Origin of the sequence: Micrococcus luteus (assembly GCF_022664405.1) — a bacterium.
Taxonomy (GTDB): domain Bacteria; phylum Actinomycetota; class Actinomycetes; order Actinomycetales; family Micrococcaceae; genus Micrococcus; species Micrococcus luteus.
Genome location: NZ_JAKRLB010000026.1, coordinates 1 through 25,751 on the forward strand (window position 1 = coordinate 1; position 25,751 = coordinate 25,751).

21 protein-coding genes are annotated in these 25,751 nt (G+C 74.9%); 12 read left to right on the top strand and 9 right to left on the bottom strand.

Going from position 1 to position 25,751, the window contains the following annotated elements; all coding sequences use genetic code 11:
- The first annotated feature begins 289 nt into the window (after positions 1-289).
- From MF605_RS10615 to MF605_RS10625, 3 genes are all read left to right on the top strand, one after another.
- Positions 290-1,246 (top strand): PAC2 family protein, encoded by a 957-nt coding sequence (locus MF605_RS10615; RefSeq protein WP_044659523.1) that lies wholly within the window; start codon positions 290-292, stop codon positions 1,244-1,246.
- A 36-nt stretch (positions 1,247-1,282) separates the two neighbouring features.
- A complete protein-coding gene (locus tag MF605_RS10620; protein ID WP_044659524.1) occupies positions 1,283-2,341 on the top strand; it encodes a DUF4192 family protein in 1,059 nt (352 codons plus the stop codon).
- A 160-nt stretch (positions 2,342-2,501) separates the two neighbouring features.
- A complete protein-coding gene (locus MF605_RS10625) occupies positions 2,502-4,067 on the top strand; it encodes an RNA polymerase sigma factor (RefSeq protein WP_205805457.1) in 1,566 nt (521 codons plus the stop codon).
- Between the two features lie 65 nt (positions 4,068-4,132).
- Here the strand turns inward: MF605_RS10625 and MF605_RS10630 are convergent, their stop codons facing one another.
- Complete coding sequence (locus MF605_RS10630) at positions 4,133-4,342, bottom strand: DUF7455 domain-containing protein (protein ID WP_002858172.1); 210 nt, start codon at positions 4,340-4,342, stop codon at positions 4,133-4,135.
- Between the two features lie 252 nt (positions 4,343-4,594).
- On the opposite strand from MF605_RS10630, the gene MF605_RS10635 reads away from it, so the two are divergent.
- On the top strand, positions 4,595-6,700 hold the full coding sequence (locus tag MF605_RS10635) for a DNA gyrase/topoisomerase IV subunit B (protein WP_095694669.1): 2,106 nt from the start codon (positions 4,595-4,597) through the stop codon (positions 6,698-6,700).
- Between the two features lie 174 nt (positions 6,701-6,874).
- Here MF605_RS10635 and MF605_RS10640 read toward each other — a convergent pair whose 3' ends face one another.
- The 4 genes from MF605_RS10640 to MF605_RS10655 form a co-directional block, all read right to left on the bottom strand.
- The gene (locus MF605_RS10640; RefSeq protein ID WP_095694668.1) at positions 6,875-7,948 is read right to left on the bottom strand and encodes an NAD-dependent epimerase/dehydratase family protein; all 1,074 of its coding nucleotides are present in this window, start codon (positions 7,946-7,948) and stop codon (positions 6,875-6,877) included.
- Positions 7,945-10,881: an alpha/beta fold hydrolase gene (locus MF605_RS10645; protein ID WP_134417092.1), complete on the bottom strand. Its 2,937-nt coding sequence runs from the start codon at positions 10,879-10,881 to the stop codon at positions 7,945-7,947. Before MF605_RS10645 ends, MF605_RS10640 begins: the two co-directional genes overlap by 4 nt.
- Before the next feature lie 18 nt (positions 10,882-10,899).
- Positions 10,900-11,931 (bottom strand): 3-oxoacyl-ACP synthase III, encoded by a 1,032-nt coding sequence (locus MF605_RS10650; protein ID WP_044659529.1) that lies wholly within the window; start codon positions 11,929-11,931, stop codon positions 10,900-10,902.
- A 140-nt stretch (positions 11,932-12,071) separates the two neighbouring features.
- Entirely contained in the window at positions 12,072-14,678 is a 2,607-nt protein-coding gene (locus MF605_RS10655) for a DNA gyrase/topoisomerase IV subunit A (protein ID WP_134417091.1), read from the bottom strand.
- A 48-nt stretch (positions 14,679-14,726) separates the two neighbouring features.
- Between MF605_RS10655 and MF605_RS10660 the strand changes: the two genes are divergently transcribed.
- The 3 genes from MF605_RS10660 to MF605_RS10670 are packed head-to-tail and all read left to right on the top strand — an operon-like array spanning position 14,727 to position 19,360.
- Positions 14,727-17,456 (top strand): bifunctional acetate--CoA ligase family protein/GNAT family N-acetyltransferase, encoded by a 2,730-nt coding sequence (locus MF605_RS10660; protein WP_134417090.1) that lies wholly within the window; start codon positions 14,727-14,729, stop codon positions 17,454-17,456.
- Between the two features lie 57 nt (positions 17,457-17,513).
- The gene (locus MF605_RS10665) at positions 17,514-18,182 is read left to right on the top strand and encodes a DUF5998 family protein (RefSeq protein WP_036314118.1); all 669 of its coding nucleotides are present in this window, start codon (positions 17,514-17,516) and stop codon (positions 18,180-18,182) included.
- Positions 18,179-19,360 (top strand): alkaline phosphatase family protein, encoded by a 1,182-nt coding sequence (locus MF605_RS10670; RefSeq protein ID WP_095354128.1) that lies wholly within the window; start codon positions 18,179-18,181, stop codon positions 19,358-19,360. Before MF605_RS10665 ends, MF605_RS10670 begins: the two co-directional genes overlap by 4 nt.
- Before the next feature lie 30 nt (positions 19,361-19,390).
- On the opposite strand, the gene sepH is transcribed toward MF605_RS10670, so the two are convergent.
- Positions 19,391-20,815 (bottom strand): septation protein SepH, encoded by a 1,425-nt coding sequence (gene sepH, locus MF605_RS10675; RefSeq protein ID WP_123244104.1) that lies wholly within the window; start codon positions 20,813-20,815, stop codon positions 19,391-19,393.
- A 291-nt stretch (positions 20,816-21,106) separates the two neighbouring features.
- On the opposite strand from sepH, the gene MF605_RS10680 reads away from it, so the two are divergent.
- The gene (locus tag MF605_RS10680) at positions 21,107-21,406 is read left to right on the top strand and encodes a DUF4193 domain-containing protein (RefSeq protein ID WP_041104622.1); all 300 of its coding nucleotides are present in this window, start codon (positions 21,107-21,109) and stop codon (positions 21,404-21,406) included.
- Positions 21,407-21,425: 19 nt separating this feature from the next.
- On the opposite strand, the gene MF605_RS10685 is transcribed toward MF605_RS10680, so the two are convergent.
- Positions 21,426-21,968 (bottom strand): DUF3093 domain-containing protein, encoded by a 543-nt coding sequence (locus MF605_RS10685; RefSeq protein WP_041104623.1) that lies wholly within the window; start codon positions 21,966-21,968, stop codon positions 21,426-21,428.
- A gap of 117 nt (positions 21,969-22,085) precedes the next feature.
- On the opposite strand from MF605_RS10685, the gene dut reads away from it, so the two are divergent.
- Genes dut through MF605_RS10705 form a run of 4 tightly spaced genes read left to right on the top strand, consistent with a single transcriptional unit; the run spans position 22,086 to position 24,383 of the window.
- Positions 22,086-22,568, top strand: a complete 483-nt coding sequence (dut, locus tag MF605_RS10690; protein WP_010078549.1) for a dUTP diphosphatase — start codon at positions 22,086-22,088, stop codon at positions 22,566-22,568.
- Complete coding sequence (locus MF605_RS10695; RefSeq protein WP_134377119.1) at positions 22,565-23,341, top strand: DUF3710 domain-containing protein; 777 nt, start codon at positions 22,565-22,567, stop codon at positions 23,339-23,341. The genes dut and MF605_RS10695 overlap by 4 nt, the downstream gene beginning before the upstream one ends.
- Positions 23,338-23,655 (top strand): single stranded DNA-binding domain-containing protein, encoded by a 318-nt coding sequence (locus MF605_RS10700; protein WP_041104625.1) that lies wholly within the window; start codon positions 23,338-23,340, stop codon positions 23,653-23,655. Before MF605_RS10695 ends, MF605_RS10700 begins: the two co-directional genes overlap by 4 nt.
- Positions 23,656-23,678: 23 nt before the next feature.
- Positions 23,679-24,383 carry a DUF3159 domain-containing protein gene (locus MF605_RS10705; protein ID WP_020625079.1) on the top strand — a complete coding sequence of 235 codons (705 nt, stop codon included), beginning with the start codon at positions 23,679-23,681 and terminating at the stop codon, positions 24,381-24,383.
- Here the strand turns inward: MF605_RS10705 and MF605_RS10710 are convergent.
- Both MF605_RS10710 and MF605_RS10715 read right to left on the bottom strand, forming a co-directional pair.
- Positions 24,335-25,048, bottom strand: a complete 714-nt coding sequence (locus MF605_RS10710) for a potassium channel family protein (protein ID WP_020625080.1) — start codon at positions 25,046-25,048, stop codon at positions 24,335-24,337. The genes MF605_RS10705 and MF605_RS10710 overlap by 49 nt on opposite strands.
- Entirely contained in the window at positions 25,045-25,746 is a 702-nt protein-coding gene (locus MF605_RS10715; protein WP_020625081.1) for a potassium channel family protein, read from the bottom strand. The genes MF605_RS10710 and MF605_RS10715 overlap by 4 nt, the downstream gene beginning before the upstream one ends.
- Positions 25,747-25,751: the final 5 nt, after the last annotated feature.

Below are 25,751 nucleotides of genomic sequence, written 5' to 3' on the forward strand. Positions count from 1 at the left end.
GTGGGTCATGAGCGGGCTCTTTCCAGCGGAGGGGTTGTTGAGGAACTTCCATCCTGCCGGGCGGGGCCCGCTCGTCTCATCTCAGCCCGGGCCTCGTGCCAAGAACCTCATGACCCACAACACCTAGCCAGAGGGCTCGCGCGCCCGTCCAGGGCGCGCGGGCGCGGAATAGGAGGGTGCCGTGCCGTGGTTGACTGACGCCAGAGGACAGGGAGGGATCCGCGTCCGCCGCCATCCGGGCGGCGGGGACGGCTCTCCCGCAGACGGACCACCGGAAGGGGAACGAGACGTGCAGGACGCCGCGCCGCTGTACACCCGTCATGAGGGGGCGCCCGTGCCCCCCGGCCTGGGCATGCTCGTGGCCCTGACCGGGCACATGGACGCGGGCCGGGTCGCTCGGCAGGTGCGGGCCGCGCTGCACGAGCACCTGACCCATCGGACCGTCGTCTCCTTCGACGTCGACTCGATGTTCGACTACCGCGCCCGGCGTCCCCGGCTCCGGTTCGACCGGGACCGCTACCGTGATCTGCGCCTGCCCGCGCTCGAGGTGCAGCTGGTCGAGGACCTGCTCGGCCACCCCTTCCTGCTGCTGTCCGGCCCCGAGCCGGACTTCCGGTGGCAGGCGGTGACGGAGGCCGTGCTCGGCCTCGCGCAGGAGTGGGAGGTGGACTCGCTCACCTTCCTCGACGCGGCCCCGCTGCCCGTGCCGCACACGCGGCGGCTCGGGGTCACGACCCACGGGTCCCGCGCCGACGCCGTCGAGGGGCTGTCCACCTGGAGCCCGGAGGCGGACATCGTCGCGGGGCTGCTGCAGATGCTCGAGCTGCGCGCCGAGGAGGCGGACCTGCCGACGGCGGGCTACACCGTCCATGTGCCGCACTACGTGGCCGAGGCGTCCTTCCCCCAGGCGGCCGTGGCCGCGCTCGAGTACGCGGGGGCCGCCATGGGGCTCATGCTGCCCTCGGACGACCTGCGAGACGCCTCGCGGGACATCGAGGCCGAGCTGGAGCGCCAGGTCTCCGGGTCCGGGGAGATCCAGCAGATGATCGCCGGCCTGGAGCGCAACTACGACCAGAACGCCGAGGACCAGGAGCGGTCGTTGCTCGAGACCGAGCAGGGCCTGCCCGACGGCGACGAACTCGCCTCCGCCGTCGAGGCGTACCTCGCCGCGCGGGACGCCGGCGGCGGGTCCGCTCCTGCACAGGAGGACGGACCCGGCCGTCCGTCCACCGGCGACGGGGACTGATCCCACCGCGGGCGCCCGGTCGGCCAGGGTGGCGGCATGGAAGCCCCCACCTCACTCGACGTCCCCGTCCTGCCGGCCCGCGGCCCGGAGGACCTGCTCGCCTACGTCGGCCACGCCCTCGGGCGGTTGCCCGAGGGCAGCCTGGTCCTCCTCACCCTGCGCGACGGGCGCCTGCGCGCCGTGGTGCGGGTCGACCTGCCTCCCGAGGAGGTCGACGTCGGCGCCTGGGCCTGCGCCGTGGCCGAGGTGTGCCGGCGGGACGCAGCCGCGGACGCGACGCTCTGCCTCGCGCTGCCGGACGGCGCCCGGGCCACGCTCGCCCGTCCCGGCTGGGCCGCGGCGCTCGACGACGCCCTGGCGTCCGCGGGTCGCCCCCTGACCGCGGCCTGGACGTGCGCGCGGGGACGGGCGCGCCCCTGGTGGGGGAGCGGCGTCGCCGAGGAGGGCCCGCTCGACCCCCGAGCCGCGCCGCTGTCCCTGCACCTGATGACCCGCGGTTCGGTCTGGGACCGTGCAGCAGTGCCCGACCCGGTCCCGCGCCGCGGTCCCGCGGCGGCCCGGGCCGACGACGCGCGGTGGCGGCCTCCCGAGCAGGACGCGCCCGCGGCACGCCGCGCGTGGCTGGCGCAGTGGGAGTCGGTGCTGACCGGCGCGGCTCGTGACCGCGGCGCGCCCGCACCGGCCGTGCTGGGCTCGCCGCTGACGCGTCCGGCCTGGCGCGACGGCCTGCTGCTCCATGCCGCCGCGCCGTCCGGCGCGGCCACGGGGGATCCGGGGGACGAGGAACGGATCCTCACCGCGGCCTCGGGCCGGGCGCCGGCCTGGGATCGGCTGGACGCCCTGCGGGCGGGGCTGCGCGCGCTCGTGCCCGTCGCGACGCCGGCTGTGGCGGCGCAGGCCCTGGCGCTGGCCGGGTGGGTCGGCTGGGCCCGCGGCCACGGCTCCGACGCGGACGCCCACCTGACCGCGGCGGCGGCGCTGAGTCCCGGCGACCCGTTCGTCTCCGTCCTGCGACGCATCGTGGCCGCGGGGTGCGTCGCCGGCTGGGCGACCGACCCGGCCACCGCGTGGCGGCCCGACGGTGGCCGCCCATGAGAGAATGATGCGGCTTCACGACGGCACGGCCGACCGCAGCCCGTTTCCCGGGTGCGGAATAGATCGGTCTCAGCCGTCGTTGGCACTCACGGACCCTGCAGTCGGCGGGCCCGGACGACGTCGGTCGTCCGAGGCCGCGACTTGACAGGGTCACGTGTCTATGGACTGCAAGGATCCGCGGGTGGCCGCGGACGAGACGGAAAGGCCTCGAGTGACCACTTCGACGACCAGCGGTGTGCAGGACGGCAAGGAGACCACTGCCTCCGAGGCCACGACCACGCGCACCCGCTCCACGGCAGCCAAGAAGTCGGCAGCCAAGAAGTCGGCAGCCACGAAGAGCGCCACGACCAAGGGCGCCACGACGCGGACGACCGCGACGAAGTCGGCGGCGACCAAGACCGCTGCCACGCCGACGGCCAAGAAGAAGGCGACCCGGAAGCCCACCGCGGCCAAGACCACCGCCACGGCCAAGACCACCGCCGCGAAGAAGACCGCCACGACCGGGGGCAAGAAGGCCACCGCGTCCGCCGCCTCCGCCGAGCAGGCCGAGGACGACGAGGAGCTCGTCCAGGCGCGCGAGCGCACCGAGGCCGCGGACGCCGTCGAGGAGGACGTGGTGGCGGACGAGACCGCCACCGAAGACTCTGATGATGAGGACGCGGACGGCTCGGACGCTCCGGAGCGTCCGGCGATGGACGCGGAGGCCGTGACCGGCACGACGGCCGCCACAGGCCAGAAGGTGGCCCAGTCCAAGGGCGCGTTCGTCATGGACGACTCCGAGGACGACGCCCCGGTGCAGCAGGTGGTCGTGGCGGGCGCCACGGCGGACCCGGTGAAGGACTACCTGAAGCAGATCGGCAAGGTCGCCCTGCTCAACGCCGAGCAGGAGGTGGACCTGGCCATGCGCATCGAGGCCGGCCTCTACGCCGAGCACGTCGTGCAGCACGAGGCCTCCGACGACTACCGCGAGCGCCGGGACATCCAGCTGATCATCGCGGACGGGCGCAAGGCCAAGAACCACCTGCTCGAGGCCAACCTGCGTCTGGTGGTCTCCCTGGCCAAGCGCTACACCGGTCGCGGCATGCTGTTCCTGGACCTCATCCAGGAGGGCAACCTCGGCCTGATCCGCGCCGTCGAGAAGTTCGACTACACCAAGGGCTTCAAGTTCTCCACGTATGCCACGTGGTGGATCCGTCAGGCCATCACCCGCGCCATGGCGGACCAGGCCCGCACCATCCGCATCCCGGTGCACATGGTGGAGGTCATCAACAAGCTGGCCCGCGTGCAGCGGCAGATGCTCCAGGACCTCGGCCGCGAGCCCACCCCGGAGGAGCTGGCCAAGGAGCTGGACATGACCCCGGAGAAGGTCGTCGAGGTGCAGAAGTACGGCCGCGAGCCCATCTCCCTGCACACCCCGCTCGGCGAGGACGGCGACTCCGAGTTCGGCGACCTGATCGAGGACTCCGAGGCCGTCGTGCCCGCGGACGCCGTCTCCTTCACGCTGCTCCAGGAGCAGCTGCACTCGGTGCTGGACACGCTCTCCGAGCGCGAGGCCGGTGTCGTCGCCATGCGCTTTGGCCTGACCGACGGCCAGCCCAAGACGCTGGACGAGATCGGCAAGGTCTACGGAGTGACACGAGAGCGCATCCGCCAGATCGAGTCGAAGACCATGTCCAAGCTGCGTCACCCCTCCCGCTCGCAGGTGCTCCGGGACTACCTGGACTGAGTCGCAGCGGCATGACGAAGGGCCGGACCCCCGCGGGGGTCCGGCCCTTCGTCATGCCGGGCGCGTCAGGCGCCGGCGGTGAGGCGGTCCGTCTCGTCCTGCCACAGCGCGGCCTGGGGACGCAGCGCGTCCTCGACGGCGCGGGCGTGGTGGGCGCAGAACTGGAGGGCACCGCCCGAGTGCAGCACGGCGCGGACGTAGGCCTGCGCGCCGCAGCGGTCGCAGCGGTCGGAACGGGTGAGGGCGGCCGGCTCGGCCACGGCGGTGATGGACATGGTGTCCTCCTCGGGTCTCTCGGGGCTGGAGGGCGACGACGCCGGTGGGGCGGGTCGGTCCTCCTCTTGTCCCATGGAACAGCAAGGATGGCAGGGAACTTCCCCGCGCGCCCGCCCCGCACCCGCGTTTCGCCACCCGCGTACGCAAGCAGCCGGGCCGGGCTGCCCAGGGACGTCCGGCCCGAACCCTGGCGTGTCCGGCCCGCGGAGTAGGCTGGACCGGCCGCCGTCGTCCACCGAAAGGCCCGCCCCGTGCCCGCGAACACCGAGTACAACGCCCGCCACCTCTCCGTGCTGGAGGGGCTCGAGGCCGTCCGCAAGCGGCCGGGCATGTACATCGGCTCCACCGATTCCCGCGGCCTCATGCACTGCCTCTGGGAGATCATCGACAACTCGGTGGACGAGGCTCTGGCCGGCTTCGGGCAGTCGATCGAGATCACCCTGCATCCGGACGGCTCCGTCGAGGTCGAGGACAACGGGCGCGGCATCCCCGTGGACGTGGAGCCGCGCACCGGCCTGTCCGGTGTCGAGGTGGTGTTCACCAAGCTCCACGCCGGCGGCAAGTTCGGCGGCGGTTCCTACGCCGCCTCGGGTGGCCTGCACGGCGTGGGCGCGTCGGTGGTCAATGCCCTGTCCTCGCGCCTGGACGTGCAGGTGCTGCGCGGCGGCAAGGTCCACCAGATGTCGTTCCGGCGCGGCGAGCCGGGCCGCTTCCAGGACGGGTCGCGCCCGTCGCCAGACGCCCCGTTCGAGCCGTCCACGGACGCCTCGCCGCTGGACGTCGTCGGGAAGGCCAAGCGCGGGCAGACCGGCACGCGCGTGCGCTACTGGGCGGACGAGCAGATCTTCGTGAAGGACGCGACGTTCTCCGCCGAGGAGCTCCAGGCGCGGGCGCGCCAGACCGCCTACCTGATCCCGGGCCTGCGGATCACAGTCAAGGACCTGCGCCGCCGACCCGGCACGCCCGGCGCCGACGGCCCGGTCGAGGAGGTCTTCCAGTACGACGGCGGCATCTCCGAGTTCGTGGAGCACCTCACGCCCGCCACCCCGGTGACGGACGTGTGGCGGATCCAGGGCTCCGGCACCTTCATGGAGCGGGTCCCGGTGCTCGGCGAGGACGGGCGCACCTCCATGCAGGATGTACAGCGCACGTGCGAGGTGGACGTCGCCCTGCGCTGGGACGTCGGCTACGACACCGTGTTCCGGTCCTTCGTGAACATCATCGCCACGCCCAAGGGCGGCACCCATCAGTCCGGGTTCGAGGCGGCACTGCTGAAGGTGTTCCGGGCCCAGGTGGAGGCCAACGCGCGCCGGCTCAAGGCCGGGTCGGACAAGGTGGAGAAGGACGACGTGCTGGCCGGCATGACCGCCGTCCTGACGGTGCGGCTCGCCGAGCCGCAGTTCGAGGGGCAGACCAAGGAGATCCTCGGCACCTCCGCGGTGCGGCGGATCGTCTCCCAAGTGGTGGAGAAGCAGCTGACCGCCCGCCTCACCTCCACGGCCCGCGCCCAGAAGCAGCAGGTGCACACGCTGCTGGAGAAGGTCGTCGCCGAGATGAAGTCGCGCATCTCCGCGCGCACCCACAAGGAGAACCAGCGGCGCAAGAACGCCCTGGAGACCTCGACGATGCCGGCCAAGCTGGCGGACTGCCGCAGCAACGACGTCGCCTCCTCCGAGCTGTTCATCGTCGAGGGCGACTCGGCGCTCGGCACCGCCAAGCTGGCCCGGTCCTCCGACTTCCAGGCCCTGCTGCCGATCCGGGGCAAGATCCTGAACGTGCAGAAGGCCTCCGTCTCGGACATCCTGGCCAATGCCGAGTGCGCGGCGCTGATCCAGGTCGTCGGGGGTGGTGCGGGGCGCAGCTTCGACCTGGATGCGGCCCGCTACGGCAAGGTCGTGCTGATGACGGACGCGGACGTGGACGGTGCCCACATCCGCACCCTCCTGCTGACGCTCTTCTTCCGCTACATGCGGCCCATGGTCGAGGCCGGGCGCGTGTACGCGGCCGTCCCGCCGCTGCACCGGATCGAGGCGGTGACCCGGGGCGTCAAGGAACGCGAGGTCATCTACACGTACTCCGAGCAGGAGCTGCACGCGACGCTCGCCCGCCTGGAGCGGGAGGGCCGCTCGTATCGCGAGCCGATCCAGCGCTACAAGGGTCTGGGCGAGATGGACGCGGACCAGCTGGCCGAGACCACCATGGACCCGCGCCACCGCATGCTCCGCCGCGTGAACATCGCCGAGGTGGAGGCCGCCGAGCGCGTCTTCGACCTGCTCATGGGTTCCGCGGTGGCCCCGCGCAAGGACTTCATCGTCTCCCACGCCGACGAGCTGGACCGCGCGCGCATCGACGCCTGACCCGCCACTTTCGTTCGGGAAACGGCGGCCCCAGGAGCGTCTTCGTTCGGGAAACGGCGGGCACCGAGGCGTCGGCGGCGCAGTCGCCGCCGTTTCCCGAACGAAAGCGGCGTGACCCGCGCCGTTTCCCGAACGAAAGCTCTGGGCGGGCGGCTGCTCCGGCCGCGGCGGGCGTCAGCGGTCGCGGTAGTACGCCGCGACGCGGTGCAGGCCCTCGTCGATGCTCACGGTCGGCGTCCACGAGAGGACCTCACGGGTGCGACGCTGGTCGAACCAGTGGGCGGTCGAGAGCTGCTCGGCGAGGAACTCGGTCAGCGGCGGCTCGCCGTCGTCGGAGCCCACGCCCCGGGACCGCAGCCCGAACAGATCCCGCTCCCACGCCCGCTCGATCAGGGCACCGGCGCGCCGGGCCAGGCCCGCCGGGACGCGGCGCTCGGGCTCCGCGGCGCCGCCCGCCAGCGCGATCTGGCGGATCAGCTCGCCGACCGGTCGCGGCTCGCCGTTGGTGACCACGAGGGCCTCGCCGTGGTGCACGTCGGCCGCGGACACAGCCGCCACCACGGCCTCGACGGCGTTGGCCGTGTACAGCGTGTCGACCAGGGGAGCGCCCGTGCCGAGCACGGGCATTCGCCCGGCCCGCGCGCGCTGCACGATCCGGTCGGTGAGCTGCAGGTCCCCGGGCCCCCACATCAGGTGGGGGCGCAGCACCAGGACGCGGAAGTCGTCGCGGTCGGCGGCCAGGGCCAGTCGCTCGCCGGCCGCCTTCGTGCGCGCGTAGGGTCCGCGCGCGTGCTCGGGGCTGGCGGCTCCGGCGCCCTCGCCGACGATGGAGTCGCCGGCGTGCGCCACGGAGGGGGAGGAGACGTGGACGAAGCGTCGCACGCCGTGGCGCTGTGCGGCGTGCAACAGGATGCGCGTGCCCTCCACGTTCACGGCCTCGTACTCGTGCTCGGGGCCGGACACGGACACCTTCGCGGCCACGTGCACCACGGTGTCCGCGCCGGTCAGGGCCTCCTCGACGGCGGCCGGGTCGGTCACGGACCCGCGCACGTCCCGCGCACCGGGCACGCCCGACGGACGCCGCTGCAGGGTGGTCACGTCGTTGCCGGCATCGGCGAGCACCCGGGCGACGCCCGCACCCAGCAGCCCCGAGGCGCCGGTCACCAGGACGCGGCGCGACGCGAGGCGCTCGACGAGGTCGGGCATCCCGGCGGCGTCGAGGTCGACGTCGTAGCCGAAGCCGCTCACAGCGCACCCACCTTCCCGCCGGCGAGCACGGCCTCCGCCCAGTCGGCCACCCGGGCGCGGTCGATCTTGGAGTTGTGCCGGATGTCCGTGGGGATCTCATCGGCCACGAGCACCGCGGCCACCGGCAGCGGCTCGAGGGCCGCGCGCACGGCGGAGGCCAGCGCGGTCGGGGCGAGGCCCTGCTTGGGCCGGCCGTCCCGGTGGTGACCCGGGCGCCGCGCCGGGCGCGTGGCCGGCACGGCCGCCTCCACGACGACGACCACGGCCTGCGTGCCCCGGGGCCCGACGCCGACGACGGCGCTGCGCCGCACCGGCCCGAGGGCGTCGACGGTCTTCTCGGGCCCGCCCGGGCCGATCGGGCCCTCGGGCGTGGTGATCACGTGCTGGAGCCGACCCTCGAGCCAGACGCGGCCCTCGGCGTCGAAGTGGCCGACGTCGGCGGTGCGGTGCCACACCCGGCCGTCCCGCCGCCACAGCCCGTCGCGCTTGCTCTGCTGGTCGGTGTGCCAGAGCGCGTCGTAGCGGTCCTTCAGGTGGGGGGCGCTGACCACGATCTCGCCGAGGACGCCGTGGCCCCGCGCGGGGTCGAGGATGACGTCGTCGGCGCTGCCGTCCTCGAGCAGCGGCGCGATGGCCAGGGACACCGTGGGCAGCGCGGAGCCCACGCAGACGCCCTCGTCGTCGGCGGTGCGCAGGCGCTGCACCTCGTCGCCGTCGATGTCCGTGAGCAGCAGCCCCTCGGTCATGCCCCACGGCGTGTGGACCCGGGCGTTCGGCATCAGGTCCGAGACCTGACGCATCAGCTGTGGGTGCACGGGGGCGCCGGCCGAGAGCACGAGGCGCACGGCGTCGAGGGCCTCGCGCCGGGGCGCGTCGAGCCCGTCGGCGGTCGCGACCACGTTCGCCAGGGCGGCGGGGGAGGCGAACAGCACGCTCGACTGCCCGGCGATCGCGGCGTCGGCCAGCTTCTGCGCGGTGAGGGTGGCCGGCTGGGTGACATCCATGTCCGGGGAGACGGACGCGGCGCCGAGGGCGGGTCCGAGCAGCGCGAACGGGGCGAAGCCGGCCAGCAGGGACCCGCCCGGGCGGATGCCCAGGGTGCGGGAGATCAGCGCCACGAGGCGGCCCAGCCGCTCGTGCGTGTACACGACGCCCTTGGCCGGGCCCGTGGAGCCGGACGTGAACAGCACCGCGGCGTCCGCGTCCAGGGCGGGCTCGGGCAGCACGGTGCCGTACTCGTCGACGGCGTCGCCCGCGGCCGGGTCGCGGTGGCGGTCCACCATCGCGTAGAGCGAGTCGGAGACGTCGAGCAGGCGGCGCTGGGCGGCGCCCGGCTCGGTCACGGAGATCCGGGTGCCCGGCCACGACTGGGCACGGGCGAGCGTCAACCCGGGGGTGCGGCCGATGATCCACCGGGGGCGGGCCGACTTCATCGCCCGGGTCATGCCCTTGACCCCGAGGCCCTGGTCCGCCACCACGGCGACGGCGCCCACACGCAGCACGGCGTACAGGGCCGCCGACAGGTCGCGGCCCGGCGGCACGAGCATGGCGACCCGGTCGCCCGGCCGCATGCCCGCGGCCCACAGCCCGGTGGCGATGGCGGAGACCATCTCCTGCAGCTCGCCCCAGGTGACGGCCACGGGTCGGCGGGCGGTTCCCACGAGCGAGCGGCCGGCCTGGGCGCCGGCCATGTCCACCAGCGCGGTGTACTCGCGGTGGTCCGAGCCGGGGGCACCCCAGTCGCGCAGGTGGTCCCAGAGCCGGACCACGCCGGGCTCGCGGGCTCCGGGCTCCTCCCCGAGGTCCACCTCCAGGCCCGGGTCGGCGGCCGCGACGGCGGTGGCGTGCGGGACGGGGCCCGGCAGCCCCGAGGCGGGGTCGGAGAGCTGGCCGCCGCGCAGCAGCTGGGCCCACTGCAGCAGGGGCGCGGTGATGTCGCGGTCGTCCACGAGCAGGTGCCCCGCCTGCTCGTAGCGGTGCACGCGCGCGTGGGGCAGGCGGTCGCGGAGGTCGTCGAGGTAGCGGTCCAGGAAGACCGGGTCGTCGGCGCCCCACAGGATCAGGGCGGGCACATCGGTGCGGCCCAGGGCGGCGAGGTCCTCGCCCACCCGCTGCAGTTCGGGATGGCTGCCGTGGCCGGGGTCGGCCGGGATGTCCGCGACGAAGCCGCCGACGCCGCCGCGTCGGGCCGCCGTGTCGTAGGGCAGGTGGTAGGCGGCTCGGGTCTCGCGGTCGAGGGCCGGGGTGGCGAGGGAGGTCGTCACGGAGAGGAAGGCGTCCGTGGTGACGGTGGAGGCCGGCAGAACGGGCCCGGCGAGGGCGGCCTGCAGCGGGGCGGGGATCGGCGCCCCCTCGGGCTGGTGGACCGCGGTGTTCAGGGTCGCGACGCCGGCCACCAGCTCCGGATGACGCGCCGCCCAGCCGAGGGACACGACGCCGCCCCAGTCGTGGCCGAGCGTGATCAGCGGGTGGCCGGTGGCCGCCAGGTCGCGCAGCCCGAGGGCCGTCAGCAGCGCGTCCAGGTCGGCGATGCGGCCGCCCAGCGTGCGGTAGGTGTCGCCCGCGCGGCCCATCGACGCGGCGGACGGCGAGCCCGCGTGCGCGAGGCGCTCGGAGAAGCCCATGTCCAGCTGGTCCGGCGCCACGACGCGCCACGCCGCCATGCCCCGGCGTGCCCGGCGCACGGTCTCCGCGAGCAGGGAGCGCCACAGCCAGGACCACGTCGGATTGCCGTGCACCGCGACGATCGTGCCGACGATCTCCGCCCCGGCCGCCGCGAGCACGGGACCGGTGTCCGCCACGTGCAGCGTCCGCACGGTCCCCTCCGGGTCCGCGGCGGAGCGGATCTCCACGAGGCGGGACCACGCCGGGTCCCAGCCGGGCAGTCGGTCGGCCGGCGGCAGGGCGGCGGGGGCGGCGGGGATCTGGGGCATGGCTCTGGCTCCTTCAGTTCACCATTCGATCTCGAGCATCGCGGTGTTCAGGCCCGAGCCCACGCCCAGGCAGACCACCGTGTCCCCGTCCTCCAGGGCGTCCATCTCCCGCACGAGGGTGATGGGCAGCGACGCCGGGCCGACGTTGCCCAGCGTGGGGAACGTCGTCGGGATGCGCGCCGGGTCCAGGTGGGCGGACTCCGCGATCGCGTCGGTGTGCATCTGCGAGACCTGGTGGGTGATGAACCGGTCGGCCTCCGGCCACGCCCACTCCGCCGGGACGTCGTGCCACGCGTCCATCACGAGCTCGAGACCGTCCTTGAGCAGGGCGGTGGAGTCGGTGTACATGCCGTGGTGGTCGCCCACGCACAGGCCGTGGTGGTCGGTGCCGGCGCGGGTGATCCCGCGGACGATCCGATGGGCGTCCGGGTGGTCCTCGATGCGGCCGACGACGGCGGCGGCGGCCCCGGAGCCCAGCGTCAGGGACGCGAACTGCTCCATGAAGTTGCCGCGGTGCGTGGTCTCGGCGTGCAGGTTGGCCACGGTGGCGGCCTGCACCTTCGAGGCGTCCTCGGCGGCGACCACGACCGCGTAGTCGATCTGGCCGGCGTCCACGAGGGTGGAGGCGAGCATGAGGCCGTTGACGAACCCGAGACACGCGTTCGTGATGTCGAAGTTGGTCGCCGAGGTCGGCAGCCCCATGAGGTGGTGGATCCGCACGGCCACGGAGGGCTCGAGCGTGGCCCGGGTGACCGAGGTGTTCACGAGCAGCCCCACCCGCTCCCGGGGGACGCCGGCCTGCTCCAGGGCCGCGACGCCGGCGCGGGCGGCGGCCTCCTGGAAGTCCTCGGTCTCGTCCCAGTTCCGACGGCTGCGCACACCGGCCACCCGCTCCAGGAGGGAGCCGGGCAGGCGCAGGCGGGTGAGCACCTCCGCCAGCTGGTCGTCGAGGTCCCGCGAGGTGACTTCGACGGGGGCCTCCACCTCGGTGACCGCCAGGAGGGCGGCGCGGGAGTACTCGTAGCTGGCGTTGCCGGACACGTTCGTCACCAGGACCAATCTGCGGGGGGTCGGGGGAGGGGGCGCTCACCTGCGGTGAGACGACAGCCCACTGTATCGGAGGGGCCGGGTGGGGCGCCCATCGGGGGCGTCGATCGGCCCGAGGCGAACAGGCTCGCCCCGGACCGGGGTCAGTCCGCGGACACGGCCACGGCGTCGTCCTCGGCGGGCGGGGCCGAGACGAGTTCGGGGGAGGCGCCGGCGCCGACGGCCTCGATGCGCTGGTCCACGGGCACGCCCGAGCCGTCCCGGCGCCCGTACTCGATCGGCAGTGCGCGGGCCACGCCGGCCCGGGAGGCCGCGAGCGCGGGCGCGGCGCCGATCCAGCCGAGCTCGAGGCCGCTCTCGCCCTTGAGCAGCCGGTGGGCGCGCACGCCGCCGGTGCCGCGGCCCTTGGCCGGATACTCCCCGAGCGGCGTGACCTTGACGGAGCCCGGGGCGGAGCCGAGCACGTCCGCCTCACCGTCCGTCACGGTCACCACGACGGCGGGCCGTGGGTGGGCCGCGGCGTCCGCACTGGTCTCGGTGAGGGAGGCCGCGGGGGCCACCCCGAACGCGAGCACCGTGTCGCCGGCGGCCAGCCGGATGCCCGCGACACCGCCGCCGGCCGGGCCCTGGGGGCGCACGGCGGAGGCGGCGTAGCGCAGCAGCTGGCCGGTGCGGGTGAGGAAGACGAGCTGGTCGGCCTCGTCCGGGGCGGGGGCGGCGCCGACCACCGCATCGCCGTCCTTCAGGGCGACGGCGTCGACGACCTGGCGGTTCAGGGGCCATTCCGGCCGGACGCGCTTGACGACCCCGTGGGCGGTGCCCAGCGCCAGGACGGCGTCCAGGGGGACCAGGGCCACGAGCGTCTCGCCCTTGGCCAGGGGCACCAGCTCCGCGGCGGGGAGGGCCGCGGTCATCGCGGGGGCCGCGGACGGCTCGCCGGCCGCCGGCAGGTCGACCGCCTGGAGGCGGTGCAGCGCTCCGGTGGAGGTGAGGGCCCCGATCTCGCCGCGGGCCGTCGTCGGGACCACGGAGGTGAAGGCGTCGTGTTTGCGGCGCCGGCCCTGCGGGGCGATCGGCGTGCGGTCCGCGGTGCGCAGCAGGCGTCCGGAGGTGGAGAGCAGGGCCCAGCACGCCGTGTCCGGGACCATCAGGTCCACCCCGGCCTCCGCGGCGCCGGCGGGGGTCGGCCCGGACGGCGCGGGCCCGGCGGCGGGGGCCGCGGCGGTCTCGGCCTCGAGCAGGACCGTGCGCCGGTCGTCGCCGTGCTCGTCGGCGACGGCCTGCAGCTCGGCCGAGACCACCTCACGCAGCCGCGCGTCGGAGGCGAGGATCGCCTCGAGCTCGGCGATCGCGGCCTGCAGCTCGTCGCGCTCGGCCTCCAGCTCGATGCGGGAGAATCTCGTCAGCTGGCGCAGCCGCAGCTCCAGGATGTGGTCGGCCTGCACCTGGGTGAGGTCGAAGACGCCCATGAGGCGGGTGCGCGCGGCCGCGGTGTCGTCCGAGGAACGGATGATCTCGATGACCTCGTCGATGTCCACGAGCGCCAGCAGCAGGCCCTCGACGAGGTGGAGACGGTCGCGGTGCTTGCCGAGGCGGTGCCCGGTGCGGCGCCGCACCACGTCCAGACGGTGGTCCACGTAGACCCGCAACAGGGGCAGCAGGCCCAGGGTCTGCGGCTGGCCGTCGACGAGCGCGACGTTGTTGATCCCGAACGTCTCCTCGAGCGGGGTGTGCCGGTACAGGGCGGCCAGCACGGCCTGGGGGTTGAACCCGGACTTGAGCTCGATCTGCAGGCGCAGCCCGTTCTTGCGGTCCGTCAGGTCCACGACGTCGGCGATGCCGCTGAGCTTCTTCGCGTCGACACCGGCCTTGATCCGCTCGATGACCTTCTCGGGGCCCACGCCGTACGGCAGCTCGGTGACGACCAGGCCGGTGCGACGCGCGGAGACCTGCTCCACGGCGACGGCGGCTCGCATGCGGAACGTGCCGCGGCCGGTCGCGTAGGCGTCGCGGACGCCGTCGAGCCCCACGATCCGGCCGCCCGAGGGGAGGTCGGGGCCGGGGATGTGGGCCATGATCGCCTCGAGGCCCGCCTCGGGGTCCGCGAGCAGGTGGCGCGCGCCCGCCACGACCTCGCGCAGGTTGTGCGGGGCCATGTTCGTGGCCATGCCGACGGCGATGCCGGTGGTGCCGTTGACGAGCAGGTTGGGGTAGGCGGCGGGCAGCACGGCCGGCTGCTGGAGCTGGTTGTCGTAGTTGGGGACGAAGTCCACGGTGCCCTCGTCGAGGTCCGCGGTGAGCGCCAGGGCGGCCGGGGCCATGCGGGCCTCCGTGTAGCGCGGAGCCGCGGGGCCGTCGTCGAGCGAGCCGAAGTTGCCGTGCCCGTCCACCACGGGCAGGCGCAGGGAGAACGGCTGGGCGAGGCGGACCATCGCGTCGTAGATCGCCGCGTCGCCGTGGGGGTGCAGCTTGCCCATCACCTCGCCCACCACACGGGCGGACTTCACGTGGCCGCGGTCCGGGCGCAGGCCCATGCGGGACATCATGTAGAGGATGCGCCGCTGCACCGGCTTGAGGCCGTCGCGGGCGTCCGGCAGGGCGCGCGAGTAGATCACCGAGTAGGCGTACTCGAGGAAGGACGCCTCCATCTCCTCGGAGACGTCGACGTCGACGATGTTCTCCTGCTCCAGCGGCAGCGGGCGCGGGGCGTCCTGCTCGGCGGGGCGGGAACGGGATGAACGGGCCATCATGGTGGTCGGGGAGTCCTCACGGCGTCGGGGATTGTCTACAGTGATCCTATGGGTGAGACTGAAGCCGACCGCGGATATCCCTCCCATTGGGAGGCCGATGTGGTGCTCCGTGACGGCGCCACGGCCCACCTGCGGCCCATCTCGCCCGAGGACGCCGCCGAGCTGCAGCGCATGCATGCCGGGCAGTCCGAGAACTCCATCTACCTGCGCTACTTCACGTACAAGTCCGAGCTGAGCGCCAAGGACCTGGACCGGTTCACCCACGTGGACCACCGGGACCGGGTGGCGTTCGTGATCACCCGCGGCGGCCGCCTGCTCGGCGTGGGCCGCTACGACCGGTACGGGGACTCCGACGCCGCGGAGGTCGCCTTCAACATCTCCGACGCCGCGCAGGGCCGCGGACTGGGCTCCATCCTCATGGAGCACCTGGCCGCGGCCGCCCGCGAGAACGGCATCCGCCGCTTCACCGCCGAGGTCCTGCCCGAGAACCGCAAGATGCTCTCGGTGTTCCAGGAGTCTGGCTTCGAGGTGACCCGCCGGTTCGAGGACGGCGTCGTGGCCGTCGAGTTCCCCATCGATCCCACCGCCCGGTGGCGCGCCGTCGTCGAGTCCCGCGAGCACCGGGCCGAGTCCCGCAGCGTCGCCGAACTGGTCGAGCCCGCCTCCGTGGCCGTGGTCGGCGCCTCCCGCGATCCGCAGGCCGTCGGCTCGCTCGTGCTGCGCCACGTCCTCGAGGCGGGCTTCACGGGCACCGTCCACGCCGTGAACCGCGCCGCCGAGGACGTTCAGGGCCTCACCGCCCACCGCTCCCTGGCCGACATCGGCGAGCCGGTCGACCTCGTCGTCGTCGCGGTGCCCGCCGACGAGGTCGAGGCCCTCATCCCCGAGGCCGCCGCGGCCGGGGCCCAGGGGCTCGTGGTCCTCACCTCGGGCTACGCCGACGCCGGCGCCGAGGGACTCGAGGCCCAGCGCCGCCTGGTCTCCCTCGCTCGTGCCCACGGCATGCGCGTGATCGGCCCGGCCTCCACCGGTCTGGTCCGCACGGACCCCGCGATCCGCCTCAATGCCTCCCCGTCACCGGGCCTGGCCCAGCGCGGCCCCGTCAGCCTGTTCAGCCAGTCCGGCGCCGTCGGCGCCATGGTCTCCGCCGGCGTCAAGCGCCGCGGGGTGGGGATCTCCACCTCGATCAGCGCCGGCAACCGTGCGGACGTCTCGGGCAACGACGCCATGCAGTTCTTCGAGGCGGACCCCCACACCGCCGCCGTCGGCGTGTACCTCGAGTCGTTCGGCAACCCGCGCAAGTTCTCCCGCATCGCCCGGCGGCTCTCCCGCACCAAGCCCGTCGTGGTGGTCCGTTCCGACGTCACCGGGCGCTTCCTGCCCCCGGGCCACGAGACCCGCACCACCCAGGCCCCCGAGGGCACCGTGGACTCGATGCTCGACCAGACCGGCGTGCTCGAGGCCCACACGCACGAGGCCATGCTCGACATCCTCATGGCCGTGGCCAGCCAGCCGCTGCCCACGGGCCACCGCGTCGTCCTCGTGGCCGACTCGCTCGCCCTGGACCGGCTGGGCCGCGACGCCGCGGCCGAGGCCGGGCTCGAGGTCACGGCCACCGTCGGCCTCGTCGGCAGCGAGCAGGGCATCGCCCCGCCCGCCGACACGCTGGTCTCCGCCGTCCGGGACGCCGTCTGCCACGAGCAGGCCGACGCCGTCGTGGTGCTGGCCCGCCTCGGCCTGCACCAGGCCGACGACGAGCCGGAACGGCTGGCCCACGCCCTCGCCGACGCGACCCGGGAGGCCCGCATCCCCGTGCTCGGCTGCCTGACCGACGTCGTCTCCCCGCGCTACCGGGGGGCCACGCTCGGCGCGGCCGGGCCTGTGGACGACGACGCCGAGCCCGGCTCCCTGCAGCCCGGCCTGCCCTTCTACCCGTCGCCGCAGCAGGCCATGGCCGTGCTCGGCGCGCTCGCGGACTACGTCCACTGGCGCCACCAGGAGGTCGGCGAGCCGCTCGAGCCGACCGGCCTGCACCCGCATGAGGCCGAGGAGCTCGTGGAGGCGGCCGCCGCGCGCGCCGAGGGCACCGAACTCGTCCGGCTCTCCGACGAGGAGACCGAGACGCTGCTGGGCCACTACGGGATCACCGTGCTGCCCTCGGTCCGGTTCGAGACCGCTGAGGAGGCCGTGGCGGCCGCCGAGCGGCTCGGCTTCCCCGTGGCCCTCAAGGCCGTGGACCCCCACCTGCGGCACCGTCTCGACCTGGGCGGCGTCCGCCTGAACGTGGTGGACGCCGACTCGCTGCGCCGCAACGTCGAGCAGATGCGGCGTCTGCTCGCGCCATTCGGCGTGCGCGAGCTCGAGGTCCAGGCCATGGCCCCCGCCGGGCAGGCCTGCGTGCTCACGGCGCTCGAGGACCCGCTGCTGGGCCCCGTGGTCTCCTTCGGCATCGCCGGTGACGCCACGGACCTGCTCGGGGACTGGGTGCACCGCGTGCCCCCGCTCACAGACCGGGACGTGGCCCGCATGGTCCGCGCCCCCCGCGCCGCCGTGAAGCTGCGCGGCACCGGCGGGGTGCCCCCCGTCGACCTCGCCGCGCTCGAGGACCTCGTGGGCCGCGTCAGCGTCCTCAAGGACGACCTGCCGCAGGTCGCCCGCCTGCGCTTCGCACCCGTGCTGGCCGCCCCCGAGGGCGTGACGGTCCTGCAGGCCGAGGTGCACGTCGCCAACGCGGCCCGCCGCACCGACTCGGCCCGACGCGCGCTGCGCGGCCGCTGACCGGACCGTCCACAGCGGGCCCGGACAGCCCGGCACCGGACCCGTAGCATGGGGGACATGAGCCCGTTCCGCAGGAGTCACGAGCCCGGCCGTCCCGACCACCGCTCCGGCACCCCCGAGGCCGAGGGACGGCAGCGCGAGGCCCGCACTCTGGACGGCAGCGGCGGCCTCGACGCCTCGCTCGTCCGCGCCGGCTTCTACCCGGACCTCGTGGCGCACGCCATCGCCGTCGAGCTCGAGGGTCGCACCCCGGACGCGCACCTCGTCCACGTGGACACGCACTTCGACTACGAGGAGATCCACCGGCACATCACGGCCCTCGTGCTCGCCGGGGACACCCTGCTGGCCGTCCATCTCGACGACCACGCCGCCGACCCGGCCGGCCAGGCGGTCCTCGCCCAGGTCTCCACCGAGATGGTCCCGGTCCGCGCCCTCGGCTCCGTGGTCCTGACCACCGGCCACGCCGACCCCGCCCGCTTCCGGCCGTCCGACCCCGTGGCCGAGATGACCCTCGGGCTGATGTGGGCCGGAGGCCAGCGACTGGACCTGCAGCCCGCCGGCTGCGCCGACCCCCAGTGCGACCTCGACCACGGCTACACCGGCACCGCCACCCGCGAGGACCTCGTGATCCGCGTCGCCGCCGACGCCGACGGGCAGGGGGCCGTCGACGGCGCCCTGGCCTTCGCCCGGGCCCTGCGCCGCGCCCACCTGGCGGCCACCACGTGACGGGGCCCGCCCTCCCCGCGGGCGTGGTCCCCGCCGACCGTGCCCTGCGCTCCGTCCTGACCTCCGCCGCGGCCGCCCTCGGTGTCCCGGGCTGTGAGAACGCGCTCGCGGTCCCGGCGGGCCGCCGCGTGGTCGTCGCCCTGGTGGACGGCCTTGGACGGTCCCTGCTGAAGCGCTTCGGCGGCCACGCCCCCACGCTGCGCTCGGCGATGGCCGACGGCGGCCGCGTCCTCGAGGTGGCCGTGCCCACCACGACGGCCGCCTCCCTCACGAGCCTGGGCACCGGGCTGGACGTCGGGGAGCACGGCGTGGCCGGCTACGACGTGCTCGACCCGGACCGGGACGTGGTGATCAATCAGCTGGGCGGCTGGGACGAGGCCACCGACCCGGTGGGGTGGCAGCCGAAGCCCACCGTGTTCGAGCGCGCCGCCGCGGCCGGCGTGGACGCCGTCACGGTCTCGCTGCCCGCCTTCGAGCGTTCGGCCCTGACACGGGCGGGGCTGCGTGGCGGCCGGTTCGTGGCCGGTCGCACCCTGATCGCCCGCGCCCAGGCCGCCGAACGCGTGATGAAGGACGCGCGCGTGCCCACGCTCGTCTACTTCTACGTCAACGAGCTGGACAAGGCCGGCCACCGGGACGGCGTGGGCTCGGAACGGTGGCTGCACGCCCTCGAGGAGATCGACGCGGCGGTGCGGCGCCTGGTGGACCGCGTGCCCGCCGGGACGGTGGTGCTCGCCACCGGCGACCACGGCATGGTCGACGTGCCGCCGTCGCGCCGCGTGGACTACGCCGCCCTGGACGAGGCCGGGGAGCTCGCCGACCCCGCGCTGCTCGAGGGGATCGCGCACACCGCGGGGGAGCCCCGCCTCGTGCAGCTGCACTTCCGGTCCGACGCGGGTCCGGACGTGCGCGAGAGGGTGCGGCGCACCTGGGCCGAGCGCTACGGGGCGCACGCGTGGGTGCTCACGCGGGACGAGGCCGTCGACGCCGGCTGGTTCGGCGCCGTCGTCGAGGACCGGGTCCGTGCCCGCATCGGGGATCTGCTCGTCGCCGTGCACGGGGATCTTGCCCTCTACGACGGCCGGCGGGTGCCCCCGCACGCCTTCGAGATGGTGGGCCAGCACGGCGCGCCCACGCGCGCCGAGCGGGAGGTCCCGCTGCTCACCTGGCACCGCTGAGCCCGCCCCGCGGCCGGGGCCGGGCCGGGGTCAGTCGCCCTTGCGGCCGAAGACGATCTCGTCCCAGCTGGGCACGGACGCGCGGCGAGCGGCCGAGCGGGCCCGGGGGCGCGGCGTGACGGTCGGCATGGCAGGGCGCGCGGCACGCTCGCGAGGCGCGGGCTCCGCCCCCTCGTCCTCGACACCCGCGTCCGCGACGTCTGCGGCAGTGTCCTCGGCGCGGTCGGTCTCGGCGGCCGGTTCCGGCGCGTCGACGACCGGGGCGTCGTCGGCGGTCGTCAGGGCCCCCTCGGCGTCGACCGGGGCGAGCCGCTCGGGCGCCTGGGCGGCCTCGCGCCGACTCCGGTCCTGGTGCTCGCGAGCGATCAGGTGCGCGAGCGCGTCGTCCGACTCCAGGTCCGCGCCCACACGCTGACCCCGGCGCACCCGCAGGATCTCCAGCAGATCGGCGTCGCGGTCGGCGGCCGGGGAGTGCGCACCCGCGGGGGTCACGGCGTCCTCGGCGTCCACGTCGTCCGTCACCGGTTCGGCCGCGGGGGCGCGGGGGACCAGGTCCCAGGCCTCCGCCTCGGACAGGGCGCGGGCCCAGGCGTTCTCGGGTTCGAGGTGGCGTCCGGCCGGGCGGAACGTCCAGAGCGCCGGCGGCTCCTCGCGGGTGGGCAGACTCCTCGCGCCGGCCACGGCGAACCGGGCGGCCACGGTCCAGCCGGCCTGGTCCTCGCGCCACGCGTCCCACTCGAGGCTCGCCTCGTCCACGCCCAGCTCGGCGAGCCGGTGCGCGGCGAGCTCGCCGAGCGTCGTGGGGCCGCCGTCCTGGACGAGGTCCGCGTAGAGGTCGGGCCCGCCGACCCAGACCTCGACGGCGCGGGCCTGTCGGGCGATCCAGTCGCGCTCGGCCAGGACGGGGTGACCGTAGGTGCGGATGCGCGAGAACGCGTTCCCGCTCTCCCGGGCGACCTGCTCCACGGAGGCGCCCGCACGGATGCGCTGCTGGATCTCCCGGGGGGTGAGGGGCTCGGCCTCGTGGGTCGCGGCGGCCTTGATGGACTCCTGGTCGGTCAGCGGCGCCGGGGTCGGGCCGTCTGCGGTCTCATCGTCGGCCGCGGGCTGCGGGTCGATGCGGGGGGTGAGCGCGAGGTCCTCGTCCGGACGGGTCGGGCCGGAGGGCACGTCGGGAGCCCGCTCGCCCTCCTCCGCGGCATCGTCGGCCTGCGTCGTCGCGTCCACCGGTCCCTCGGCGTCCTCGTCGCCCGTCCCGGGGACGTCCGTCTCCGTCATGTCGTGCCAGGCCGCGGGGCCGCCCTCGGCCGGTCGCACGGCCTCGGGCGCAGCGCCCTCGATGACCAGCCGGCGCAGATAGGGGGAGAGGGCGAGCGTGTGCTCCTCACCCTCGGGCCCCGACAGGCGCAGCGCGTCGCCGTCCTCGGTGGGTCCGGTCAGTCGCAGCTCTGCCATGGCGGTGGTCCCTCCCACATCGTGTTCTGGTCACCGGGCATGTGGACGCCCGGCCGGGCATGCCCCGATCCTAGCCGCCGTGCCGCAGACCACGGCCCGGGCGAGGGACGAGCGGCCGCGGGAATCCGCCCTGGGCGAGCGTGCCCGTCAACATTTGGCACGGGTTCGGCCATGGTGCACAATCTACGCGCAACGGCGCAGGCCGGTGACGCGTGGTCCGCCCACGACGCCGTCCGCGCAGTGCCGGCACCGGTCCCGGTGCCGTCCCCCACCAGCGGAGCGTGAAACCCCATGGCCACTGACTACGACGCCCCTCGCAAGAACGAGGAAGAGCTGAGCCAGAACTCCATCGAGGAGCTGAAGGCACGGCGCACGGACACCCAGTCCGCCGTCGTGGACGAGGACGAGGCGGAGGCCGCCGAGGGGTTCGAGCTGCCTGGCGCCGACCTCTCGGGTGAAGAGCTGATGGTGCGGGTGCTGCCCGCCCAGTCGGATGAGTTCACCTGCGCCTCCTGCTTCCTGGTCCGCCATCGCTCGCAGGCCGCGCGTGAGAAGAACGGCCTGATCTACTGCAGCGACTGCGAGGGCTGAGCCCCCGCCGCCGGGGCGGTCAGCGGTCCTCGGCCGCCCCCTCCTGCCGGGCCATGGCCCCGCCGAGGGCCGCGACCAGCTCCTCCGGACGCCGGGTGCTGGTCAGCCAGTAGGGCGTGCGGTCGCGCTCGTCGGTCAGCTGGATCCGCACGACGGGCCCGATCCAGCCGCGCAGGTTCACGAAGGCCAGCCCGTGCAGCAGCGGGCCGCGCTGGGCCCGGGCGTCCTCGCCGCGATACCCCGTGACCTGACCGACGTGGTGCCGTTCGATGCTGGCGCGGCCCACCTGGAGGGTGCGTTCGCGCACCACGATGCGCGGGGTGGTGGCCACCAGGAGCAGGGCCTCGACGGCGAAGAACACGACGGCGGCGGCGATGCCCAGCCCGAGGTCGATCGGCGCGAACACGAGGATCGTCAACGCCGCCAGCATGAGCGCCACGGCCCAGACCCCCGGGGAGGGCGTCAACCGCTCCTCGAACAGGACCGGATCGGGTCCCGCCGCAGCGCCCTCGGGGGCGCGGCGGGAGGCATCGGCGACGGGGTGCTGCTGGGGATCACGCATGGGTCCCAGCTTCCCACATCCGGACTCCGGTCCCGCCGCGCGGCACCGGCGAGGGCGCCCGCCCGACCGCCTCGACGCGGCCCCGGGCCGACGGGTGCTCGTGTAGGGTCGGGCCTCGTGACCGACTCCGCCGAGCTGCCCGTGCCCCTGCACGCCCTCGATCCGGGCCTGGCCCCGCCCGCCTACGCGCAGCCGGGCGACGCGGGCGCGGACCTGCGCACCGCCGTCGACGTGACCCTGGCCCCGGGCGAGCGCGCCCTGGTGCCGACCGGCGTGGCGTTGGCCATCCCGGAAGGCCACGCGGGGTTCGTGCACCCCCGCTCGGGTCTCGCGGTCCGTCGCGGCCTGACCATCGTCAACGCCCCGGGCACCATCGACGCCGGCTACCGCGGCGAGATCAAGGTGCCCCTGATCAACCTGGACCCGACCGAGCCGATCGTGCTGCGCCGCGGCGACCGGATCGCCCAGCTCGTGCTGCAGCCGGTCGTGCGCGCCCGCTTCGAGCCCGTGGACGTGCTGCCCGACTCCGAGCGCGGGGCCGGCGGCTTCGGCTCGACCGGCGGCTTCACCGCCGACACCACCCCTGGGAGGACGTCGTGATCTTCGGACGCAACCGCACCGTGCGCCACGAGCAGGTCAGCCTGCCGGACGAGCTGCTGGAGGAGCGCGACCTCGAGATCGCCGCCGCGCCGGCAACCGCCGACGTCGGTCCGCACGACGTCGCCACCCGCCCGGATCCCGCCGGCATGATCGACCTGGGGTCGCTGCGCCTGAGGGCCGTCCAGGGCATGAAGCTGCGCCTCGACGTCGAGGACGCGACGAAGCGGATCGTCGCCGCCACCATCAGCCTCGGACGCTCGGCCCTGCAGGTCCAGGCGTTCAGCGCCCCCCGTCGCACGGGTCTGTGGGACGACCTGCGCGCCGAGCTGCACGACTCCCTGTCGACCACGGCCCACGCGACCGTGCAGGAGCAGACCGGCCGTTTCGGCGTCGAGATCCTCACGCGCGTGCCGGCGGCGCTGCCGGACGGCTCGCCGGGGTGGAACGTCGCCCGGTTCGTGGGCGTGGACGGACCGCGCTGGTTCGTCCGCGGCGTGTTCCACGGCGAGGCCGCCTTCCAGCCGGAGGCCGCCGAGCCGCTGGAACAGGTGTTCTCCGACCTGGTCGTGGTGCGGGGCGACGAGCCGCTCCCGCCGCGCGAGCTGCTGCCCCTGCGTCCGCCGCCCAACGCGCGCCCGCTGCAGCGTCGCCGCCCGGCCCCGGACGAGGGCCGGGACGTGCTCGCGGACACCGCCGCCGGCCCGGGGGACGGCGCGGCACCGGAGACCACCGCGCTGCCCGAGCGCGGTCCGGAGATCACGGAGATCCGGTGAGCCCCGCCGTCGCGGCCCGCCCGACCGGCGCCGCAGGCCGCATCGAGCGCCGCGGCGTCATCGCCTCCGTCACGCTGCCCGGCGCGGACGAGGCGACCGTCTTCCGCGCGGCCCTGGCCGACCGCCTGCCCGCACCCGGGAGCATGGCGCCCGCCGAGACGCTGCAGCTGGTCTGGCACGGGCGGCGCCGCGTGCCCGGCGTCATGCCGGGGGAGTGGCTGACGGTCCGCGGCCGCGTCACCCAGATGGACGGCGTGCCCACCCTGCACAACCCCGAGTTCGACCTGGTCGACGCGCCCGAGGCCACGCTCTGAGCACGGCCCCGAGAGGAGAGCCCATGACCGAGCCGCGTGGCCCCGTCACCGCCGCCCCGGACGGGGCCGGCCCCCTGCCGTCTCGAGCCCGCCTGGACGAGCGCGGCCGCCTCGACGCGCTGGGCAGCGTCGGTGGCTGGCGCGGCATCGTCGAGGCCTCCCTGCCCACCCTCGTCTACATGGTCGGCTACGTCGCCACCCAGCAGGTGTGGCCCTCCGGCGTGGCCGCCGTCGCGGTCGCTCTCGTGCTGGGCGTCGCGCGCCTCGTCCAGCGCCAGTCGCCGGTCCAGGTGCTGGCCGGCCTCGCCGTCGTCGTCCTGTCCGTCGTGGTCTCCCTGACCACCGGCCAGGCCCGCGACTACTACCTGTGGGGCTTCGTCACCAACGCCGCCTACGGCCTCGCGTTCGCGGTGTCCGTCCTCGTGGGCTGGCCCGCGGCGGGCCTGGTGCTCGGCCTCGTGCGCGCCGAGGGCACCCGCTGGCGGGCCCACCGGCGTCGGCGCCGCGCCTACGCCGCGGCCACCTGGATCCTCGTGGCCGTGTTCGCACTGCGCCTGGCGGTGCAGGTGCCCCTCTACCTCGGGGACGCCGTCACCGCGCTCGGGGTGGCCCGCCTGGTGATGGGCCTGCCGCTCTATGCCCTGGGGCTCTGGCTCGCCTGGTCCGTCAGCTCGCCCGGTCAGGACGACGGCGTGCCGGCGGACTCCGCCGCCTCCGAGCGTCCCTGAGCGCGGCCCTCGCCGACGAGGAGGCGACGCAGGGCCGGCTCGGCGGAGCCGGCGGCCAGGAAGAAGAGCTCGTCGCCCACCTCCAGGACCTCGTCCGCCGACGCCTGCCGGGGGGCGCCGTCGCGCACGACCGCCACGAGCGGAGCCTCCTGCGGCCAGGACACGGTGCCGATGCGCCGGCCCTCGAGCCAGTGCTTTGCCGGGACCCGGAACTCGGACAGCGCCGCGCCGCCGGCCTCCAGCCTGAGCAGGCGCACGAGGTCCCCGGTCTCCACGGCCTCCTCCACGAGCGCCGTCATGATCGAGGGGGTGGACACGGCCACGTCCACGCCCCACGACTCGTCGAAGAGCCAGTCGTTGAGCGGGTTGTTGACGCGAGCCACGGTGCGGCCGACGCCGAACTCCGAGCGGCTCAGCAGGGAGCACACGAGGTTGACCCGGTCGTCGCCGGTCGCCGCGACGAGCACGTCCGCCTCCAGGGCGCCGCACTGCTCGAGCACGGTCAGGTCGCACGCATCCCCGAGGACGAGGCGTGCGCCGCCGACGTCGGCCTTGCGGGCCGCGTCCGTGCGCGCCTCGACGACGACCACCTCGTGGCCGTGCGCGTGCAGCTCCCGCGCGATGGAGGCGCCCACGGCGCCGGCTCCGGCGATGACGGCCCTCATGCCCGTCCCTCCTCGTCCTCGTCCGTGCCGTCCGGCACGCGTGCCTCGCCCTGCAGGGCGGCCTCCACCTGGTCCCGGCGGTCCACCGGGTAGACGGCGTGCAGCACGTCGCCCTCCTGCAGGCGGTCGCCCGGCCGGGGCAGCTGGCCGTCGCCGAGCCGGGTGAGGTAGGCGATGCGCATCCCCACCGTGGACTCGACGTCGGTCAGCCGACGGCCCCACCACGAAGAGTGGGGGACCAGCTCGGTCACGAGCAGCCGGCCGGAGGCGTCGCGGTGCTCCGCGTCGGCGGTGCCGGCCGGCAGCAGCCGGTGCAGCACCTGGTCGGCCGTCCACTGGATCGAGGCGACCGTGGGGATGCCGAGGCGCTGGTACAGCCGGGCCCGGTCGGCGTCGTAGATGCGCGCCACCACGTGGTCCACGTGGAAGGTCTCGCGGGCCACGCGGGCGGCGATGATGTTCGTGTTGTCGTCCGCGGTCACGGCCGCCAGGCCCTGCGCGCGGTCGATGCCGGCGGCGAGCAGCGCGGAGCGGTCGAAGCCCACGCCGGCCACGAGCTCGCCGGAGAAGCCGGGGGCCAGCCCCTCCACGGTCCGCGGGTCGCGGTCCACGAGGGCGACGCCGTGACCGGCCGCGTCCAGCGCGGCCGCCAACCGGGTGCCCACCCGTCCGCCGCCGACGATCACGTAGTGGGCCATGCCCG

Bases quoted from the DNA above. Each gene is read 5' to 3' on its own strand.
- MF605_RS10620 (WP_044659524.1), top strand. From the start codon at position 1,283: ATGGAAGCCCCCACCTCACTCGACGTCCCCGTCCTGCCGGCCCGCGGC.
- MF605_RS10625 (WP_205805457.1), top strand. From the start codon at position 2,502: ATGGACTGCAAGGATCCGCGGGTGGCCGCGGACGAGACGGAAAGGCCT.
- MF605_RS10630 (WP_002858172.1), bottom strand. From the start codon at position 4,342: ATGTCCATCACCGCCGTGGCCGAGCCGGCCGCCCTCACCCGTTCCGAC.
- MF605_RS10645 (WP_134417092.1), bottom strand. From the start codon at position 10,881: ATGCCCCAGATCCCCGCCGCCCCCGCCGCCCTGCCGCCGGCCGACCGA.
- MF605_RS10655 (WP_134417091.1), bottom strand. From the start codon at position 14,678: ATGATGGCCCGTTCATCCCGTTCCCGCCCCGCCGAGCAGGACGCCCCG.
- MF605_RS10660 (WP_134417090.1), top strand. From the start codon at position 14,727: ATGGGTGAGACTGAAGCCGACCGCGGATATCCCTCCCATTGGGAGGCC.
- MF605_RS10665 (WP_036314118.1), top strand. From the start codon at position 17,514: ATGAGCCCGTTCCGCAGGAGTCACGAGCCCGGCCGTCCCGACCACCGC.
- sepH (WP_123244104.1), bottom strand. From the start codon at position 20,815: ATGGCAGAGCTGCGACTGACCGGACCCACCGAGGACGGCGACGCGCTG.
- MF605_RS10680 (WP_041104622.1), top strand. From the start codon at position 21,107: ATGGCCACTGACTACGACGCCCCTCGCAAGAACGAGGAAGAGCTGAGC.
- MF605_RS10685 (WP_041104623.1), bottom strand. From the start codon at position 21,968: ATGCGTGATCCCCAGCAGCACCCCGTCGCCGATGCCTCCCGCCGCGCC.
- MF605_RS10705 (WP_020625079.1), top strand. From the start codon at position 23,679: ATGACCGAGCCGCGTGGCCCCGTCACCGCCGCCCCGGACGGGGCCGGC.
- MF605_RS10710 (WP_020625080.1), bottom strand. From the start codon at position 25,048: ATGAGGGCCGTCATCGCCGGAGCCGGCGCCGTGGGCGCCTCCATCGCG.
- MF605_RS10715 (WP_020625081.1), bottom strand. From the start codon at position 25,746: ATGGCCCACTACGTGATCGTCGGCGGCGGACGGGTGGGCACCCGGTTG.